This window comes from Aquimarina sp. AD10, from assembly GCF_003443715.1.
GTDB classification, from domain to species: Bacteria; Bacteroidota; Bacteroidia; order Flavobacteriales; family Flavobacteriaceae; genus Aquimarina; species Aquimarina aggregata.
Genome location: NZ_CP031965.1, coordinates 4,815,985 through 4,838,195 on the forward strand (window position 1 = coordinate 4,815,985; position 22,211 = coordinate 4,838,195).

Below are 22,211 nucleotides of genomic sequence, written 5' to 3' on the forward strand. Positions count from 1 at the left end.
ATATGAAAGTTTTAGACAGGTAAAAAATGTTTTTACCAAGTACAGGTCTCAATTACATAGACAGTTTTTCATATTTGTTCATCATTTGCACTCCATGAACTAAGGTAGCACCGCTCTCTATGGCGGCTCCAGCATGAACAGCTTCCATCATTTCTTCTTTAGTAATACCTTTTTGGAGACCATCTTTTGTATAGGCATCAATACAATACGGACATTTAACAACGTGTGATACTGCAAGTGCTATCAGTGATTTCTCACGAGCACTTAGAGCGCCTTCTTCAAAGACTTTACCGTAATAATCAAAGAACTTAGTACCTAACTCTTCGCTCCACTCTGTTATTTTTCCAAATTTTCTAAGATCTGCTGGATCGTAATATGTTTTTGACATGCTATGTGATGTTTTATCGACAGATATAAAAGCTATATGTCGTATACGTGAATTAATACTTACAATAAAAGCTATTTTGTTTAATTAAAAAAGCTAAAATTTTTATTATGAAGATAAAGTAATAAGAACAGAAAATAGATTTATATATTTTTTTAAGGTGATTATTTGTAATTATAAAGTGTTTTTAGAAAAAATAATAGCGTAATGTAAAGTGTTTTTTAATGCGGTAGTTAATTTACTTATGTTTCTAGATGCTAAGAAAAAACTAGACAAAATAGGTTTTGGAGTATTCTAAAAAAGTAAAGTTATATATTTATAAAATATTTACAGTTATTCTATATTTTATAATTTTTATATAGATTTATGGTTTGATTTTTAGAATTTAAACAATTGATTATCAAAATTTTATGTTTTTACAATGTTTTAAATAATTATTTTTTTGTAAACTGTATATATAATGTTTAGATTTAATACTATACGTTTTTTGTAAAGTGTATTGTAAATTTAGAATTGTAAATATTAAAATTTGAAAATTCTATTTTATGAAAATAAAGAACAATAGTAAAACAACCATTGTTATTTTTTTAGTTACATTTTTTTGTAATTCTATGGTTTTGTTTTCTCAAAATTCTACAACTCCATCTACTTTAAATAAAAATAAAGAAAGTTTGATAGAAAATAAAGTTGATGCTTTATTGGCTAAAATGACATTGAAAGAAAAAATAGGGCAATTAGTTTTATATAACGGAAGTTGGGATGTGACCGGACCTCCTTCTGATGTTGGAAATAAAGAGAAGTACGAAAAATTAAAAAATGGAGAAGTAGGTGCAATGTTAAATGTAACATCTGTTGCAGGTACTAGAGAGTTACAGTCTAAAGTAGTAGAGAATTCTAGACTAAAAATACCATTACTTTTTGGATACGATGTGATTCATGGGTTCAAAACTATTTTTCCTATTCCTTTAGCAGAGAGTGCAAGTTGGGATCTTGAGGCAATTAAGAAATCTTCTTCTGTAGCTGCAAAAGAAGCAACTGCTGCGGGTATCAATTGGGCTTTTGGTCCTATGGTAGATATTTCTAGAGATGCACGATGGGGCAGAATAATGGAAGGTGCCGGAGAAGATCCTTTTTTTGGAGCTAAAGTAGCTGTTGCAAGAATCAATGGTTTTCAGGGAAATGATCTTTCAGGAAAAGAAACATTGGCTGCTTGTGCAAAGCATTTTGCAGCATATGGTTTTGCCGAGGGCGGTAGAGATTATAATACGGTTAACATCGGAGAGTATGAATTGCATAATACAGTACTGCCACCATTTAAGGCTGCAGCAGAAGCTGGCGTAGCATCTATGATGAGTGCTTTTAATGAAATAGATGGTATACCTGCGACCGGACATAAAGGTTTGCAACGTGATATTTTAAAGGACAAATGGGGTTGGAATGGTTTCATCGTTTCAGATTGGGCTTCAATAGCAGAGATGATTTATCATGGATATGTTAAGGATAGAGTTGATGCATCCCAGAAGGCGATTGTAGCAGGTAATGATATGGATATGGAAGGTCGCGCTTATGAGAAAGGGTTGGAACAATTAGTGAAAGATGGAAAAGTAGATGAGAAATTGATAGATGATGCTGCGAAACGTATTCTTAGGGTAAAGTTTCAATTAGGATTGTTTGATGACCCTTACAAATATTGTGATGAAAATAGAGAGAAAAATGAAATTTATACCAAAGAAAATTTAGAAGCATCTAGAGATGTTGCTAAAAAATCTATTGTATTGTTAAAAAATAATAATAGTATTTTACCGCTCAAGAAAAATATAAAAAGTATTGCCGTTATAGGGGCGTTAGCTGATGATAAGGATACGCCTATAGGTAGCTGGAGGGCAATGGCTACAGAAAATTCTGCAGTATCACTTCTTGAAGGAATTAAAAGTGCTGTTGGTAAAGACGTAAAAATATCTCATGCAAAGGGAGTGGCTGTTGGAGTAGGACAACGAAGTTTTGTTCGAGAGTTGAAGGTAAATAGAGAGGATTTAGCAGGGATTCCAGAAGCTGTTCAGGCGGCAAAAGGCGCAGAGGTTGTTATTTTAGCTTTAGGAGAAGAAGCTTTTCAATCTGGTGAAGGTAGAAGTCAAGCTAGTATAGAGTTAACAATGCCTCAACAAAAACTGTTTGAAGCAGTAGCTAAGGTAAACAAGAATATTGTTGTCGTTTTAATGAACGGAAGACCGTTGGTTTTAACTAGTATTATTGAAAAATCTTCAGCAATCTTAGAAACATGGCATCTAGGATCAGAATCTGGGAATGCAATTGCCGATGTGTTATTTGGAGATTATAATCCTTCAGGAAAACTACCTGTTTCTTTTCCTCGCAGTGTGGGGCAAGTTCCTTTATATTACAATGCAAAGAACACAGGAAGACCATCTAATGCTGATGGAATGGTATTTTGGTCACATTATACCGACGAAAAAAATGATGCGTTGTTTTCATTTGGGCATGGATTAAGTTACACCTCGTTTGAGTACAAAAATATGGCTATTAGTAAGCAATCATTTTCTTCTGGTGATAAAATTACGGTTTCTGTAGAGGTTAAAAATACAGGTAAAGTAAGTGGGAAAGAGGTTGTGCAATTCTATATCCGTGATTTAATAGGAAGTATAACTAGACCGGTCAAAGAATTAAAAGGTTTTGAAATGATAGAACTAGAACCAGGTAAAAGTAAGACGGTTTCTTTCGAGATTAACGAAGAAGTAATTCAGTTTTATACAGTTAATAAAAAATGGGAAGCCGAACCAGGTGAATTTAAAATATTTGTAGGCGGAAGCTCAAAAACTGCATTAGAAAAAGATTTTTCTTTTAAGTAAAAGATACTTAAAACCGTTAATAAAATTCTCTATGGAAATATCTTTTTTTAATTGTATCAAATAAGAATTGTAATATTTGCGTCATTGTAGTGTATTAAGTTCACCTTATGATTGTTAAGATTTTTTAAGGTATATTTATAAGCATTGTCATATTAATTAAAATAAAAATGCATCGAGTAGTAATTATAGTTTTGTTTTTCAGTTGTTCGGTTTTTTCACAATTTATTGAAAAAAAGGCTTTACCTCGAATTACCCATTACGATACTAAAAGTATGGGTTTTAATACACAATCTTGGGATATAGGACAAGATGAAACAGGTTTGATTTATGTCGCCAATGGAGGACAGGTTTTAATTTTTGATGGCACAAAATGGGAATCAGTAAATGTCGGGTCGGATATTGTTAATAGAAACCTTTTTGTTAAGAACAAAGATTCAATTTATTTCGGAGCAGATGGTCAATATGGTGTATTAGTTAATCAACGATATACTGATTATAAAGTGGTGCCTCTTGGGGCAGGAAAGAAAGATGCTATTTCCGAAGTAGAAGAGTATTGGAGAGCGCATTATGTAAATGATGAAGTCGTATTTCAGACATTTAGAAATCTTTATGTAAATCAAGGTAATATTGTTACCAAAATCCCCGCTCCGTATCGGTTTAAGTGGAGCTATATCGTTAATGATGAATTATACGTAAATGATCTTAAATATGGTGTTTTTAAGCTTCAAGGAACTAACCTTATGCCTATAGTTAGTGATCAGAAGCTTAATGAAAACATTATCGGAGTTACCAGTCTTAACGAGAATTTGGTGATTATCACTGATACCAAAGGCATATTTAAACTAATAGGAGATACATTAATTCCATTTGAGTTCTCCGAATTAGATGCGATAAAAAAGGCTCAGATATTTTCGTTCTTAAAACTTCATGATAATAGAATAGCAATAGGTACTGTATCTAATGGGTTATATATATTAGATTTGGAGACTGGTGAATTCGAAAATATTAACAAAAAAAGCGGGTTACAAAATAATACGGTTTTATCGATATACCAAGATTCAGAAAGTAACTTATGGTTGGCATTAGATTACGGAATAGATTTTATCAAATTAAACTCATCTCTTAAGTATTTTTATGATTATTATGGGGAATTTGGAACAACCTATGCAGTACTTAAAGACAAAGACCTGTTGTATTTAGGTACCAATCAAGGATTGTATTTAGCAAATACCAATGAGCCAAATCCAGAATTTGAATTATTACTTAATGGTCAAGTTTGGAATATAGAAAAAGTTGATGATCAGGTCTTTATAGGGCATGATAATGGTGCTTATTTAGCTAATGGCGATAACCTAACTAGAATTGGAGAAGACCTGGGTTCTTGGAATTTTAGGGCTATTAAAGATGAAAGTAATGGGTTTGAAGGTATTATCTCTGGTAATTATAGTGGTGTTTCTTTTTATGAAAAAACTGATCAAAAATGGAGTGGTTACAAACTAAAAGGTTTTGAAAAATCTACTCGATATGTTGAGATAGACGTAGAAAACAATATATGGTTAACGATTAGATCCGAAGGAGTTTTTAAATTTAAATTTGATTATGCTAATAAAGAGATAAAGAAATTGGCATTTTATTCTCTTAATGATTTTGGGGGCTCAGAAGTATCCATGTCTAAGGTAGATAATGAGATTGTAATTACTTCAGACTATCATAAATATACATACTTAAAAGAAAATAACACTTTTGATAAAGTTATTATTGGTGAAAATAGGGGGCGTGCTCCTAGAATATTTAAAAAGGGTCAGCAAACATGGTATTTGGATAATCAAAATGTAGCAATTGAAGACAAGCAAGGCGTTACTGTACTTCATGAATTAAGAGATCAGTTAATTCCTGATATTTTAAATGCGTTTTCAGTAAATGAAAGTAGTGAGATTATTCCTGTATTTAATGGTTTTTCGGTGTACACTAAAAATGGTGTTATAATTCCAGAAAGTGTAAAGAACAATTTGTTGATAATGGATTTTGTTTCCGTTAATAGCCAAAAATCATATGATAAAGAAGCAGAGATTCCATTTTCTGATAATGATTTAAAAATTAATTATGCGTTACCTGTCTATGGTCAAGAAGTCTTGTATCAAACAAGACTCAATGACGATGAGTGGGGTAGTTGGACAACCAGTACAGAACAAACCTTATTTAATATAACTGAAGGGGATTATAGTTTTAATATTAGAGCAAAATATAAGGAAAATATCGAGGAAGCTTCTTTTGAATTTAAAATTAAACCACCGATATATAGAACACCTTGGGCGTACTTGCTATATCTGTTACTGTTTTTGTTGTTGATCATCACAACTGTTTCGTTTAATCGATATAAGATGAAGAAACAAGAAAGGATGTTATTGCAGCAAAAGGCAGAGAAACTTCAAAAACAAGAAGAAGAACATAAAGCTCAAAAACTAGAACAAGAACACAAGATTATCGAGTTAAACAATGCTAAATTACAAGATGAAATTAAAGCAAAAAGTAGAGAACTTACACAAATTGCTTATGTGAATCTTAATAAAAATAAAATTCTTAAAAAGATACGAAATAAAATTATTAAGGTTCAAGAATCATCAGAGCAAAAATTACCTACTAACAGTTATAATGAGCTAATTAGACTTGTAGAATATTATATCACTAATAAAGAAAGTAAACTGTTCGAGATTAATTTTGATAAATCTCATCAGGAATTTTATGAGAAGTTATCTAAGAAATATCCTAATCTTACCTCTAAAGATTTACGATTATGTGCCTATCTTAAAATGAATTTATCTTCTAAAGAAATAGCTCCTTTGTTAGGAATAAGTTCACAAAGTGTAGATGTTAGCAGGCATAGATTAAGAAAAAAGCTTACTTTAGACTCCAAAGATAATTTGATTAACATTCTTATTAGCCTTAAATAAGAAGTTTCAAAATTGGAGTCATGAGGAAAAAAGTAACACTCAAGCAGCTTGCAAAAGAGCTTAATTTGTCAATTTCAACTGTTTCTAAATCATTAAAAAATGATCCCGAAATCAGTGAAAAAACTATAAATCGAGTTCATGAATTAGCTAATTTTTACAATTATAAACCTAATGCACTAGCTGTTAGTCTTAAAAGTAATAAGACAAAAACAATAGGAGTTATTCTGCCTGAAATTTTAAACCATTTTTATGCAAAAGCTTTGTTCGGTATAGAACAAGAGGCATCTAATAGTGGGTATAAGATCGTTACATGTATTACAAACGAATCTTTCAAAAAAGAATTGGAGTATGTAGAAATGCTTAATTACAGCAGTGTTGATGGTTTTATAGTTGCATTAAGTCAAGAAACTCAATTTTTAAATAAATTTGATCATTACACAGATTTAAAAAGAGATGGTGTTCCAGTAGTCATGTTTGATAGAGTTACCGATGAGATTAATTGTGATAAAGTAGTCGTCGATGATAAAGTAGCTTCAAAAAATGCTATTCAATACTTAATTGATACAGGTTGCACAAAAATAGCAGTCATTACAACAATTAGTAATGATTTAAGTGTAGCAAAGTTAAGATTAGAAGGAGCAAAAGAAGTTACAGATAAAAATGATAAAGTATCTCTGAAACAATTGCCTTTAAAGGATCCTAATACTTTTGAATCTGAAATAGAAGATTTTTTACGAGAAAACGATATTGATGCAGTACTTGGTTTAGATGAGACTGCAGCAGCAATTACCATTAATATGTCTTTAAAATTAGGGTATAAAATCCCCGAAGAAGTCTCTGTAATTGGTTTTACAGATGGTTTACTTTCTCAACATTCGTATCCCAAATTAACTACCGTTTCTCAACATGCCGAAGAACTAGGGGCTAAAGCAGCTCAAATTCTAGTTAGTCACCTTGATAATTTTGACGAAAATTACAAACCCAAAACAGAAATAGTAAAAACCTCTTTAATTGTTAGGGATTCTACAAACTGATTAAGTGTAACTTGGTTTTATATATCAGTAATCATTGTTCAAGTACTGTCTCTTAGGATTAAGTTAGTTGCAAGTTTTACTACTCTTTTATGATGTTTCACATCACTGGGTTCGTTTAATTGATCAATTAATAATGCTGCGGCTTTTTGACCCATCTCAAAAGTAGGTTGAGCGATACAAGTCATAGAAGGAACAAATACTGCGCCTAGTCCAAGATCTCCAAAGCCAATTACAGAGACTTCTTCGGGGATTTTTCGACCAGATCTAAGAAGTGTTTTCATGGCGAGTAGGCCATAATTGTCTGTACAAGCAAAAACTGCATCAGGTTTTATTTTTTGATTTTTAAAAAAGTTTTGTATTTCCATGTCTTCTAGATCTCGATCTAATGAGGCACAGTGCATAACTAATTCGTCATATATAGTTACGTTGTATTGCTTCATAGCTTCCAGAAAACCTTTGTATCGATCTTGAAATACTTTTTTTTCGATTATACCGCCAATAAAAGCAATTCTCTTTTTTCCTTTTTTAATAAGATATTCAACGGCATTAAACGAAGCTTTATCGTCATCTATAAGGATATGATCTGCTCCTGGTACTTCTTCTCTAATATTGTCAAATAATACCACAGGTATGCCTTTGCGTGTAATATTTCTAATATGAGCAAACATCTCTGTTTCATGAGTAGGAGAGAGAATAATTCCATCAACTAATCCACGTTCAAAAGCAATAAGATTGTCCCTTTCAAATTCAAACGAATTTCTTGAAGAGCTAATTAATATTTTATAATTATGTTCTCTTGCATATTCGTCAATTCCTCTACAGACCTCTATAAAAAATGGTTCATCATATCTAGGTATTATAACCCCAATGATGTTAGTTTTTCCCGAACTTAGACTTTTTGCGATCTGATTAGGCATATAACCCATTGCCTTAGCAGTTTTGAAAACTTTTTCTCTAGTGCTTTCTTTTACCCTAGGGCTTTCGTCTAAAGCTCTTGAAACTGTAGCAATAGAAATATTAAGATGTCTAGCGATATCTTCAAGTTTCACCCTCCTTTTTTTAAAAGTCATTAGAATTTAGTTAAAAAATTGTTATTAAAACATCATTTTCAGTAAATATATAATAATACAAACGTTTGTATTTTTTTAAGTGAAAGGATTGCTATTCATATATCTGAATAGTTTAGTAATTTGTAATAAACATATTTGATTTTTAGGCAATTCGCATACGTTATTGCTTAAAATTTTGAAAAATGTAATAAAAAAACCTCCCCAAAATACTTAGGTTTAATATATATAGCTGTGCTAATTTAGAATAAAAAAAGCAATGCTTAACAGGGTTTAGGAAATTTTGATGCTGTGCGATAAAGAGTAATAATGTTAATTTTTAAAGACATTACATATAAGTCAATCTTTACAAAATCTATACTCAATTGCTTTTTTAATACAATTTTGATATTGTAGTGTAAATGTTATTTTTTATGTAAAATATTGATTATTAGTTTTTTATTGTGTAGTTGTTGAGAATTTTTATAGATGTATATATAATGTAAAGAGGATTAAGTCGACGATTGTATATAAATATCGCTATATTTTTGTCAATGAATAGCTTGTTTAGTTAGTGATTTTTTAAAAATTTAACACTATTTGTGATTTAATAGGCTTGAATTAGTGTTATGCAGATAAAGTAAGGTTAAAATCATACAGTACTGTATGCTAGATATAAAATAAATTATTGTTTAAAAATTAATTGATTGTTGAGTGAATTTTTCTTGGTTTAAAAAAGGGACTATCTACCAAATTTATCCCAGAAGTTTTAATGATAGTAATAATGATGGCATTGGTGATATACGAGGGATTATAGAGAAATTAGACTATTTAGAAAAACTTAATATAGATATTCTTTGGCTGAGCCCGATTTTTAGCTCTCCCAACGATGATAATGGATACGATATTAGTGACTACCGTGCGATAATGCCCGAGTTTGGCTCAATGAGAGATTTTGATGAATTGCTTGAAAAAACTCATAAAAGAGGCATGAAGCTGGTTTTAGATCTGGTAGCCAATCACTGTTCAGATGAGCATAAGTGGTTCGAAGAAGCAAAAAAATCAAAAGATAATCCGTATAGGGATTATTTTCATTGGAAAAAACCTCTAAGTAATGGAGGGCCTCCAAATAATTGGAAATCGTTTTTTGGTGGAAGCGCATGGGAGTTTGATGAAACATCAGGTGAATACTATTTGCATCTGTTTACAAGAAAACAACCTGATCTTAATTGGGAAAATCCAAAAGTAAGAGAAGAAATATTTAATGCAATGAAGTTTTGGCTGGATAAAGGAGTTGATGGATTTAGAATGGACGTCATCCCATTGATCTCGAAAAGAGATGGATATCCAAATGCACCAAATGTTGGATTTAGAAAGGTAATTGAAGATGTATATGCTAATGGTCCTAGGTTGCATGAGTATTTAAAGGAAATGAGGGAAAAAGTTATTCGACATTATGACGCATTTTCTTTAGCAGAAGGAGTAGGGATTAATCACGATAATGCAGGTTTGTATATTAATAATGATCGAGAAGAACTTGATATGTTGTATCATTTTGATATTCTTGAATGTACTATAGTTAATGGTAAGTTTGAAGAGTCATCATCTTTTGATCTGGTTAATATGAAAAGTATTTTTAAGAAATGGAGAGATGCCGTTCATCAAAAAGGTTGGTTAGCAAATGCTATGGGTAATCATGATTTTGCTAGAATGGTGTCACGATTTGGGAATGATGATAAATATTGGGCAGAATCTGCAAAAATGCTTTTTATAATGCAATCCACCCAAAACGGAACCTTAAATATTTATCAAGGAGATGAAATTGGAATGACCAATATTGTTTTAGAATCTATTAATGAGGTAAGAGATGTGCAGTCTTTAAATTTTTATGAAGAAAATTTAGGGACTCAAAAAATGTCTAAAGAACGAGCTCTAGAATTAATAAATAAAGAAGGAAGAGATAATGCCAGAACACCAATGCAATGGAATGATGAAATTAATGGGGGTTTTTCTATTGTCGAACCTTGGTTAAAAGTAAATCCAAATTACAATAAGATTAATACAGTAACTCAAGAAAATGATCCAAACTCGATACTTAATTTTTATAGAAATGTATTAAACATCCGAAAAAGCAATGACGTATTTGTTTACGGAGATGTGGAAGAGTTGGAGTATGATAATCCAAGTATTTATGCGTATACCAAAACACTAGACGAAATAAGAATACTAGTGATATTAAATTTTAGTGATAACAATTCTAAGTTTACATTGCCTAATAAATGTACAAATAAAAACATAATAGTAAATAATTACGAGAGCTTAATGTTTGATAATGAAGTTATCAATCTTAAGCCATATCAAGGTTTAATTTTAAAATTCGAATAATAAATGAGAAACAAATATGAATTCAGTAGAAAGTGAAAATAGTTTTTGTTTGTTAGCGTAGAAGTTTTTTATAAAACTTCTCGAAGGTGTGACAAGTGAGGCATCTATTTTTTTTGTAACTTTTTGTTTTTAATTTTGACTTTACAGTTACAAAATGAGTCAAATGTGGTAAAAGACTTAGATGTCTCACTGTTACTAAAAACTAGAATAAACTTTTTATCAATAAACAATAATTAATAAAATAAGTTAAACAACAAATCAATTAAAAATTTAAATCAAACTCTATATTATGAAAAGTATGATACTTAAAAAGCTCATATTCTTATTGGTATTTTTATCGGGGAGTATGTTGTATTCACAGATTACAGTTTCAGGGGTAATATCTGATGGAAGTGGTCCTGTGCCAGGTGTAAATGTTCTAGTACGAGGGACATCTAATGGTTCAGTATCGGATTTTGACGGTAAGTATACCTTAGATAATGTTGCAAGCGATGCAATTTTAGTTTTTAGTTATGTAGGTTTCAAGTCAAAGGAAGTTTCCGTAAATGGGCAAACCACGATTAACGTAACACTAGAAGAAGATGCAGCAGAACTTGAACAAGTGGTTGTAATCGGATATGGTTCTATTCGTGCTAAAGATGCGACAGGAGCTGTAGCCACCGTAAAAGCAAAAGATTTTAATGGAGGTGTGATTTCTTCGCCAGAACAGTTAATACAAGGTAAAACTGCTGGGGTTCAAATTACCCAAACTAGTGGTGAACCTGGAGCAGGCATTAACCTAAGAATTCGAGGTACTTCTTCAGTTCGATCAAATAATAACCCGCTTTATGTTGTAGATGGTTTTCCATTAAATGGTACAGATACTTCTGCGGGAACAGGAGGATCTGATATTGGAGCAGCATCTGCAAAAAACCCACTAAATTTCTTAAATCCAAATGATATTGCTAGTATTGATATCTTAAAAGATGCATCCGCTACCGCAATTTATGGTTCTCGTGGTGCAAATGGTGTAGTAATTATTTCAACTAAAAAAGCAAAAGTTGGAGTTCCATTATTAGAATTCTCCTCTTCTATTTCTACGGGATCGGTTTCCAGAAGAATAGAATTATTAGATAGAGCTGGATACTTAGCAGCTCAAAGTTCATTAGGTGCAGATTTAAGTGTTTTAGATCAAGGAGCAGATACGGATTGGCAAGATGTAATTTTTAGAAATTCTTTTTCATCCAATTATAATGTAGCTTTTGGTGGAGCAGAAGAAAGAGGTGGATATCGTTTTTCTGTTGGATATTCTGATCAAGAAGGTGTTGTAGAAAATAGTGGTTTAGAAAGATTTACAGCAAGATTTAATGGAAACTATAGTTTTTTCGACGATAAACTTAAACTTGAAACACAATTAACAGTATCTGATATAGAGGATGAGCGTGCTCCAGTATCTGATAATGCAAATGCTCGTGGAGATTTAATTTCTACTGCATACTATTCAAATCCAACTTTGGCACCTTTTGATGCTAATGGTATACCAACGCTAACAGGATCTGTTGAGCAGATCAATCCAGCGGCACTGTTATTTTATATCACAGATAATACAAATACATTTAGAACATTCGCAAATTTATCTGCAGAATATTCATTTACAGACGAATTATCTTTTAAAACATTAGTAGGTATCGATAAATCTACTTCGACTAGAGCAGGAGCATTTTCTTCTGATTTACCAGTAACTGGTGTTCAGGGTCTTGGTAGAGCACAAATAGATGATTTAGCTGTTACTACAGGATTATGGGAAGCGTATTTCAACTATAATAAAGAAATTGATGAAAGCAATACAATAGATGCTTTATTAGGATATTCATATCAACGATTTAGAGGAGAAGCAAGAACTACAATTGCAGCAGATTTTAGAACAGCCAATACAGAACTTATGATCAATAATATTGGATCTGCTAGTGCTTTTGGTGCAAACTCTGCGAATGTTGTTGATGAATTGCAATCGTATTTTGGTAGAGTTAATTACTCTCATAAAGGAAAATATTTATTAACAGCTACGGTAAGAGCAGATGGTTCTACACGATTTGGAGATAATAATAAATACGGATATTTCCCTTCTTTTGCAGCAGCATGGAGAATGTCTGATGAAGATTTTATTCCAGAAGTATTTACAGATTTAAAATTAAGAGTAGGATATGGTATTACTGGTAACCAAGAGATTCCTTCTAATCAATATGTAGAAAGAACTCGTTTTGGTGTTGGTGCTATTGATAATAACGGATTATTTACTCCTGGAGGAGAAGGAGGAGTTGCATTTAATAATCCTGATTTACAGTGGGAAGAAACTTCTCAGTTTAACTTAGGTTTAGATTTTGGATTCCTGAATGGTAGGATTAATGGACAAGTAGATTTTTATCGTAAAGTGACTTCTGATTTATTAATTCAAGTAACTAGTGCTCAGCCGGCGGTTAATCCTTTTGTATTTAGAAATTTAGATGCCGATGTAATTAACCAAGGTGTTGAATTTTTAATTAACGCTACTGTTTTAGAATCAGAAAACTTCTTTTGGGATTCTTCATTTAATATAGCATATAATAAAAACGAAGTTCAGAACTATACAGAAGCTCCATTAAATACAGGTGCTATTGATGGTCCTGGGTTAACAGGAGCATTTGCACAACAAATTGCAGATGGTCAACCGTTATATGCTTACTTTTTAAGAGAGTTTACAGGTTTTGATGCAAATGGTATTGCTCAATATGTTGGTGGAGTCGATAACCAGAAATTTACAGGCGATAGTCCATTGCCAGACTTTACGTTAGGTTTTTCTAATAGTTTTAAATATAAAGATTTTGATTTAACTTTATTTTTAACTGGGCAATTCGGGCATAAAATATATAATAACAATGCCAATGCGTTATTTACAGTAGCAAATTTATCTCAAGGAAGAAATGTATCTACAGATGCTGCTGCTTTGATAGGTACAGAAGATCCATTTAATGCAGGTGATGTTTCTACAAGGTTCTTAGAGAATGGTTCATTCTTAAGACTACAAGATGTGACTTTAGGGTATAATTTTGATGTAGCTAATTCTAAGCTATTTAATTCATTGAGACTATTTATGAATGCCCAAAACTTATTTGTAATTACAGATTATAGCGGACAAGATCCAGAAGTATCTGTAAATAAACAGATTAACGGGGTTCCATCTATCGGGATTGATTATACAGCCTTTCCAAGAGCTAGGACCTTTACATTAGGATTAAACGTAGCTTTTTAGTAAATTATAAAAAAAACACAAAAATGAAAAATTTAAATTTTAAGATCGGCGTACGGTACGTTTTTGGAGCTTTACTAGTATTGGGAGGAGCTGCGTGTACTGATTTAGAGCCAACATTTGATGATTCTGTGCCAGCAGAAGATAGTTCTGGTGCATTTGCTGGAATTGATGCAGGTAATTTTTTAGAATCTGCATATAATGATATTGAAGGAATGGGAGATCAGGCTAATACCTATGCACTTCTTGAAGTGTCTTCAGATGAATTAGCTGTGGTTACTAGAGGAGCAGACTGGGGAGATAATGGTATTTGGAGAACAATGCATCAGCATGCATGGACACCAACACATGCACATATACTTACCGCTTGGAATAATCGTAATGCGGCTGTATTTAGATGTAATCAGATTATAGCACCAGAATCTAACGCTACACCAGCCCAATTGGCACAAGCAAAGACTTTACGGGCATTAAATATGTTCTATGTAATGGACTTCTTTGGTCAGGTACCTTTTAGAGGAGTAAATGAAGGTGTTGATGTAAACCCAATGGTAATGAGTAGAGCAGAGGCTTTTGATTTTATTGTTCAGGACCTTACAGAAGCATTACCAGATTTAGAAGATGCCGATTTAACAGATATATATACTGTAAATAAGGCTTTTGCTAATTTCTTATTAGCAAAAGTATATCTTAATAAAGCTGTATATACAGGTAGTGCAGATGCTGCCGATTATACAAAAGTTGTTGAGTTTTGTGATGCTGTAACTGCTCAAGGATATACACTTGATGCTGATTATTTTGGTATTTTCTTACCAGGACATGCAAATCAAGAGATTGTTTTGGCTTTAGATACAGGTACAGGAAACAGAGTTTGGAATATCTTGCACCCTTTTCAAGGAGGATGGAATGGGTTTGTTACATTAGGTGAAGTTTATGATTCATTCGATAGTGCAGATATTCGTTTAGGAGATCCTGGTACTGCTGGGGTTGGAACAGGAATGTTAATCGGTCAGCAATTTGCTCCAGATGGAACAGCCTTAAATGATAGAGGAGGAAATCCTTTAGTGTTTACAAAAGATTTCCCTACAGGAATTAGCGGGAATAATGAACGTACAGGTGTAAGACCAATGAAGTATACAAACAAGAATGCTGATGGTAATCCTGATCCTCAAAACGGTAGTGTATTAGCAAGATATGCTGATGTTGTATTAATGAAAGCTGAAGCAATCATGAGAGGTGGTACTTCTGCTGAAACAGCAGAAAGTATTATAGATGGTTTAAGAACACTTAGAGGCGTTACTGCCGCAGGAAGTTACACTATGGATGAACTTTTGTTAGAACGTCGTAGAGAGTTATGGATCGAAGGATGGAGACGTAACGATCAAATACGTTTTGGAACATTTAATACAACTTGGGATATGAAAACAAATACTGAAGATTTCAGAAACTTATTCCCAATCCCAGCTGCTGCTGTAGCTACAAATCCAAACTTAGATCAAAATCCTGGGTATTAATTAATATCCTGATTTATAATAAAATGTATTTAGAATGGAGCCCTTCTGTCATAGAAGGGCTCTATTCATAGTAATTTTAATTGATAAAAAATAACTCTTGAATCTTACTTTCAGAAATATTAGTATCTCACTGCTTACCTTTTTTCTTTTTATATCATGTGAGATAGAAAAGGAATCACATCTTTTTAATGTGTTGTCAAGTAACCGTACGGGTATTTCATTTAGTAACACATTAATAAATACTCCTGAGCTTAATATTTTAACATACCTCTATTATTATAATGGAGCCGGAGTAGCAGTTGCAGATTTTAATAATGATGGTTTAGAAGATTTGTACTTTGTGGCTAATCAAAACGAAAATCAGTTATATATTAATCAAGGAGGTCTTAAGTTTAAAAAAGTCCAGTCTGAGATCTTAAAAGATAATCAAGGTTGGTCGACTGGAGTTACAGTAGTTGATATTAATCAGGATGGTTTACAAGATCTTTATGTATGTAAAGTTGCTAACTATAAAAATATAAGAGGTAAAAATAAGCTTTTTGTAAATCAAGGTGTGGATGAGATGGGTATTCCCATTTTTAAAGAAGAAGCATCTTTATACAATTTAGATGTTTCGAGCTTTGCGACACAAGCAAGTTTTTTTGACTATGATTTAGATGGAGATTTGGACATGTATTTGTTAAATCATTCTGTTCATCCTAATCGTACATACGGAAGAGGTTCAAAAAGAAAACAAATTGATCCGTTTTCAGGAGATCGATTGTATGAAAACAATAATGGAGTCTTTCAGGATATTTCTAAAGAGGCTGGTATTTTTCAAGGAGCGATAGGTTATGGGTTAGGTATTGCAACAAGTGATGTTAATGGTGATATGTATCCTGATATTTATGTTTGTAATGATTTTTTTGAAAACGATTATTTATATATCAATCAAAAGGATGGAACATTTAAAGAAGTAATCTCTTCTGATCAAAAAAAAATTCAACATACTTCACACTTTTCAATGGGTGTTGATATGGCAGATTTTAATAATGATGGTTTAGTCGATATATTATCTTTAGATATGTTGCCAGAGGATTTATCCACATATAAATCTTCAGGTACAGAATATGGCTTTTCTACCTATAATCAGTATTTAAAAAACGGATACCGAGCTCAGTTTATGCAAAATGCATTACAGCTTAATAGGGGTAATGGTGATTTTAGCGAAATAGCTTTTTATTCTGGGATAGCAGCAACAGAATGGAGTTGGACGCCCCTACTTGCAGATTTTGACAATGATGGTTATAAAGATGTATTTATTTCTAATGGTATTAAAGGAGCAACAAATGACATGGATTTTATAAGTTTTATCGCAAATGAGAATATTCAGAAGCGAATAAGTAAAGGAATGACCAAAGAAGATTTAGCTCTTATAAAAGAAATACCCAATAAGAAAACGGTTAACTATTTCTATAAAAATAATAAAGACTTGACCTTTGATAATGTTTCAGATTCTTGGTCAGAAACTATTCCGTCATACAGTAATGGGGCAGTCTACGTTGATTTGGATAATGATGGTGATTTGGATATTGTGACAAATAATATAGATGAGAAAGCATTTGTGTATGAAAACCAATCAGATCTGTTTATCCAAGAAAATAACTACATAAAAATTAAATTAAACGGCACTAAAAGTAATCCAAATGCTATAGGAGCTAAGATTTTTGTCTATACTAATGATGCCATGCAAATGTCTGAAGTTTTTACTACAAGAGGATATCTTTCATCAGTTTCTTTGATACCTCATTTTGGCTTAGGAAACTCGACTATACTAGATTCTGTACAGGTGTATTGGCCTGATAAAAAAATAACAACTCTTAAAAATATTGAGGCAAATAAACTAGTAACCGTTGATAGACAAGGGGCTAAAACTGTTAAATCTAAAGTAAGCTCAGCGGTTTTCTTTAAAAATGATACGATAAATATAAAGTTCAAGCATCAAGATTTTGAAACCAAAGATTTTGATGTAGAACCTTTGATACCTTATACAAATTCTAATGAGGGTCCCCATCTTTCTGTAGTAGATGTTAATAATGATGGATTAGATGATGTTTTTATTCCTGGAGGAAGATTTAAAGCGGCTACCCTTTCTATACAACAAGCAAACGGAAATTTTAAAAAGAGTGAGCAAAGTGATTTTGATTTGGATAAACGTTTTGAGGATGTAGACCAATGTTTTTTAGATATAGACAATGATGGAGATCTAGATGTAATTTCCATTTATGGAGGTAACGAAAAATTAGAAAATTATCAAAGCGCACCGAGTTTGTATATCAATGAAAAAGGGGTTTTTAAAAAGAAAATAGGAACCTTTGCAGATAAAATTAATGCATCTACAATAGTAAGTTCTGATATTGATGGAGATAAAAATATAGATGTTTTTATAGGTAGCGCTAGTGTGCCTAACAAATACGAAGTGGTACCAAAGAATTATCTTTTTAAAAATGATGGAAAAGGTAATTTTAAAGATGTAACTTCTGATCTTGCTCCTCAATTAAGTTCAATAGGGCACGTTTATGACGCTCAATTTATAGATATGAATGGAGATCATTATGAAGATTTGGTATTAGCAGGTCACTATATGCCCATTACAATACTATTTAATGATGGGAAAGGACATTTTAAACAAGAAGAAATTCTGTCTTTAAAAAATACAAATGGATGGTGGAATACTATTAAAGTTCATGATATGGATAACGATGGTGATTTGGATATTGTTGCGGGTAATTGGGGATTAAATAGCCGATTAAAAGCCACAGTAAAAGAACCTATTAAATTATACCTTGCCGATTTTGATGATAATGGTAAAATAGATCCTATTGCTACATATTATTATAAAGGAAAAGAAACTTCTATTGCTACCAAAGATGAATTAGTAAAACAAATTCCACAATTAAACAAAAAGTACTTAAGTTACGGCGCATTCGCTGATGCAGACTTTAAGGATTACTTCTCATCCTCTAAAATTAACAAAGCCAAGAAAAAAGAAGTCTATACGTTAGGCACTACTTATTTTGAGAATATGGGGGATCTTAATTTTACAACTCATATACTACCCTGGGAAACTCAGATATCATCAGTACATGATATTTTGATTAATGACATTAATAATGATCAATACCCAGATATAATTTTTGCAGGAAATACATATGAGATCAGTACTCAATTAAGTAGATTAGATGCGTCTTACGGAGTTGTACTACTTAATGATAAAGCAGGAGGTTTTCAAAGCCATAAAGAAGCGAAGCTAAGTGTTAAAGGAGCCGTAAGATCAGTAAAGAGTATTAAAATAAAAAACGAAGAATTTTTGATGTTTACTTTAAATAATGATAGCCTTCAGGTTGTCAAAAAAATGAAATATACTGATGAATAAATTTATATATCATTGTATTGTTCTTGTGATGTTGGTCTCTTGTGTCAAAGAACAATCAAAGGAAGAAATTGTAACTCCAAAAAATACATTATTTACGAAGGTATCTTCAGAAAGTACAAATATCGATTTTATAAATCAAGTGCATAATGAAAAGGACTTCAATATTTTTAAATATAGAAACTTTTATAACGGTGGTGGTGTTGCTATAGGTGATATTAACAATGATGGATTGCCTGATGTATATCTTACTGCAAACCGAAAGGAGAATAAATTATATCTTAATAAAGGCGATTTTAAATTTGAGGATATTACGACATCGGCAAATATAAAAGGAAAAAATGCATGGTCTACAGGTGTGGTAATGGTAGATATTAACGCCGATGGGTTATTAGATATTTACGTATGTAATGCAGGTAATGTAGAAGGTGATGATCAAAAAAATGAATTATTTATTAATAATGGTGATTTAACATTTACAGAAAAAGCAGCACAATATAATCTAGCCGATAGTGGATTTACAACACATGCTGCTTTTTTTGATTATGATCTTGATGGGGATCTCGATGTCTACCTTTTAAACAATAGTTTTATACCAGTAAGTAGTCTGGGATATGTAAACAAACGAGATGTAAGAGCCAAAGATTGGAATATTCCTGAGATTTTAAAAGGAGGAGGTGATAAACTCCTAAGAAATGATAAAGGTGTTTTTACAGATGTTAGTGAGGCAGCAGGAATATACGGAAGTCTAATTGGTTTTGGTTTAGGGGTAACAGTAGGTGACGTAAATAAAGATCTACTACCTGATATTTATGTGTCTAATGATTTCTATGAAAGAGATTATTTATATATCAATAAAGGTGACGGGACATTTAATGAAGAAATAAAAAAATGGATGTCACATTTAAGTATTTCATCAATGGGAGCCGATATGGCAGATATTAACAATGACGGTCTACCAGAGATTTTTGTAACCGATATGCTTCCAGAAGATGATAAGAGACTCAAAGAAACCAGTGCTTTTGAAAGTTATGATGTATATACCCTGAAAAAAAGCCGAGATTTTTATAATCAATATATGCAAAACTCATTACAACTAAATAATGGGGATAATACATTTTCAGAAATAGCTTTTTACGGCGGAGTAGCAAAAACAGATTGGAGTTGGGGCGCCCTGTTATTTGATATGGATAATGATGGGTATAGAGATATTTATGTAAGCAATGGTATTTATCACGATCTCACAAATCAAGATTTTATGAACTTTTTTGCCAATACTATTATACAAAAAATGACTTTAACAGGTAAAAAAGAAGAAGTAGATTCGATTATTAACAAAATGCCATCTACCCCAATTCCCAACTACGCTTTTAAAAATAATGGGAACCTTACATTTTCTAATCAGACAATAGATTGGGGCTTTGAAGAACCTACATTTTCTAACGGCTCTGCTTATGGGGATTTGGATAATGATGGAGATTTAGATCTGATCGTAAACAATTTTAATATGCCCGTTGGAGTCTATCAAAACCATAGCGAACAAAAAAAGAACGCGTACTTAAAAGTAAAAATTAAAGGAGCAGATCAAAATACATTTGGTATCGGAAGTATTGTTGAGGTTTTTTCTCAAAATAAAATCTTTAGACAAGAATTAATTCCTTCAAGAGGTTTTCAATCGTCTATCGAATATATCATGACGATAGGACTTGGTACTATCAATACAATAGATTCTTTACAAGTGATATTTCCAAATCGAAAAACCCTTGTAAAAAAAGATGTACAACTAAATTCACTACTCACGTTAGATCAAAAAGACGCTACTCAAGAGTATATTTTTCCTGAAACAGGAAAAGGCAAGTATTTTGAGCCCGTAAAGCAAGAACTCCTTACTCATAAAGAAGATGCTTATGTTGACTTTGATTTTGAAGGTTTGCTATATAAAATGCAATCCAGAGAAGGGCCAGCAATGGCAATAGGTGATGTTAATAATGATGGAAATGATGATGTATATATTGGTGGCGCATATGGACAAGTAGGAAAAGTCTATTTACAAAGTCATGATGGTAAATTAAAACCTACAAAATTCGAGACTGAAGATTTTTTCGAGGATACAGTTGCCGTTTTTGAAGATATTGATGGAGATAAAGATTTAGACCTTATTATTGGTTCTGGAGGTAATTTTAAAGGAGCTCGAACTGGTGTTAGAAGTTATGTAAATGATGGAAAAGGTATTTTTTCAAGAGGTAGTATTATACTTCCAACACAAACAAATATTGCAGCTCTAGCCTCTAATGATTACGATCAAGATGGAGATATAGATATTTTTGTTGGAAGTCAAAGTGTTATTGGAATGTACGGAGTTTCCCCAAACAGTTATCTTTTAGAAAACGATGGTAAAGGTAACTTTAGAGATGTTACTAAAAATAAGGCTACAGCGATTGGTACTATAGGTATGATAACAGATGCTATATGGCAAGATATAGATAATGATAAAATAAAAGATTTAATTGTGGTGGGAGAGTGGATGTCTCCTAAAGTTTTTAAGAATACTAAAGAAAAATTAATCAGTTTTAACACAAATTTGGATAGTATTTCTGGTTGGTTTAATACCGTCGAAGCTAAAGATCTTGATAAAGATGGTGATATTGATATAATACTGGGAAATCGAGGCCTTAATGCAATGTATCAGGCTGATAATGAAAACCCTGTAAAGATGTATATTCATGATTTTGATAGTAATGGAACCATAGAACAAGTTTTTACACAAACAATCGATGGTAGAGATATTCCGATACACTTAAGAAATGAACTAACAGGGCAAATCAATGTTTTGAAAAAACAAAATTTAAAATTTTCAGAATATGCAACCAAAGCAATAGATGAATTGTTTTCTCCAGAAGTATTACAAAACGCTACTGTTAAAAGTGTGAACAATTTTGCTAGTCTTATCGCTTATAATGATGGGCAAGGTAATTTTGAAATTAAAACACTACCAGATGAAGTGCAAATATCCTGTATTTGCGATATAGAAACAGAGGATTTAAATAATGATGGAGTTTTGGATCTTATTGTAGCAGGTAACAATTATAGCTTTAAACCACAATTCTCAAGGTTAGATGCAAGTACAGGTAATATTCTACTAAGTACCAGTAATGGAGAGTATATAGATCAAAAAGCTTCCGGTTTTTTTGTTGAAGGTGAGGTTAAAGAATTACATTGGTTGAAAAATAAATCTGGAGAGAAGTACTTGATTTCAGGAATTAATAACAAAACTCCTAAGATTTTTAAATTAAAAAAATAGAAATTGTTTGTCTAAACCCCGAAGGTTTTCAAAACCTTCAGGGTTGAATAAACC

The 22,211-nt window shown here is 32.0% G+C and carries 10 protein-coding genes; 8 read left to right on the forward strand and 2 right to left on the reverse strand.

The annotated features are described in order from the left end of the window. Positions 1-52 precede the first annotated feature (52 nt). A complete protein-coding gene (locus D1816_RS19990; protein WP_066313279.1) occupies positions 53-388 on the reverse strand; it encodes an arsenosugar biosynthesis-associated peroxidase-like protein in 336 nt (111 codons plus the stop codon). 542 nt (positions 389-930) lie between these two features. On the opposite strand from D1816_RS19990, the gene bglX reads away from it, so the two are divergent. The 3 genes from bglX (at position 931) to D1816_RS20005 (ending at position 7,234) form a co-directional block, all read left to right on the forward strand. Continuing rightward, on the forward strand, positions 931-3,249 hold the full coding sequence (bglX, locus tag D1816_RS19995; RefSeq protein ID WP_233565273.1) for a beta-glucosidase BglX: 2,319 nt from the start codon (positions 931-933) through the stop codon (positions 3,247-3,249). Between the two features lie 167 nt (positions 3,250-3,416). Continuing rightward, positions 3,417-6,200 (forward strand): hypothetical protein, encoded by a 2,784-nt coding sequence (locus D1816_RS20000; RefSeq protein ID WP_118505212.1) that lies wholly within the window; start codon positions 3,417-3,419, stop codon positions 6,198-6,200. A 20-nt stretch (positions 6,201-6,220) separates the two neighbouring features. Continuing rightward, positions 6,221-7,234 carry a LacI family DNA-binding transcriptional regulator gene (locus D1816_RS20005; RefSeq protein ID WP_066308499.1) on the forward strand — a complete coding sequence of 338 codons (1,014 nt, stop codon included), beginning with the start codon at positions 6,221-6,223 and terminating at the stop codon, positions 7,232-7,234. Positions 7,235-7,272: 38 nt separating this feature from the next. Here the strand turns inward: D1816_RS20005 and D1816_RS20010 are convergent, their stop codons facing one another. Beyond that, positions 7,273-8,304, reverse strand: a complete 1,032-nt coding sequence (locus tag D1816_RS20010; protein WP_082832270.1) for a LacI family DNA-binding transcriptional regulator — start codon at positions 8,302-8,304, stop codon at positions 7,273-7,275. A gap of 690 nt (positions 8,305-8,994) precedes the next feature. On the opposite strand from D1816_RS20010, the gene D1816_RS20015 reads away from it, so the two are divergent. The 5 genes from D1816_RS20015 to D1816_RS20035 all read left to right on the forward strand — a co-directional run bounded on the left by D1816_RS20015 (position 8,995) and on the right by D1816_RS20035 (position 22,157). Next, complete coding sequence (locus D1816_RS20015) at positions 8,995-10,665, forward strand: alpha-glucosidase (RefSeq protein WP_118505214.1); 1,671 nt, start codon at positions 8,995-8,997, stop codon at positions 10,663-10,665. Positions 10,666-10,954: 289 nt separating this feature from the next. Next, positions 10,955-13,933, forward strand: a complete 2,979-nt coding sequence (locus tag D1816_RS20020) for a TonB-dependent receptor (protein WP_118505216.1) — start codon at positions 10,955-10,957, stop codon at positions 13,931-13,933. Between the two features lie 23 nt (positions 13,934-13,956). Then, entirely contained in the window at positions 13,957-15,444 is a 1,488-nt protein-coding gene (locus tag D1816_RS20025; RefSeq protein ID WP_066308487.1) for a RagB/SusD family nutrient uptake outer membrane protein, read from the forward strand. A gap of 97 nt (positions 15,445-15,541) precedes the next feature. Further along, on the forward strand, positions 15,542-18,859 hold the full coding sequence (locus D1816_RS20030; RefSeq protein ID WP_118505218.1) for a VCBS repeat-containing protein: 3,318 nt from the start codon (positions 15,542-15,544) through the stop codon (positions 18,857-18,859). Beyond that, positions 18,852-22,157 carry a VCBS repeat-containing protein gene (locus D1816_RS20035; RefSeq protein ID WP_118505220.1) on the forward strand — a complete coding sequence of 1,102 codons (3,306 nt, stop codon included), beginning with the start codon at positions 18,852-18,854 and terminating at the stop codon, positions 22,155-22,157. Before D1816_RS20030 ends, D1816_RS20035 begins: the two co-directional genes overlap by 8 nt. The last annotated feature ends 54 nt before the right edge of the window (positions 22,158-22,211 follow it).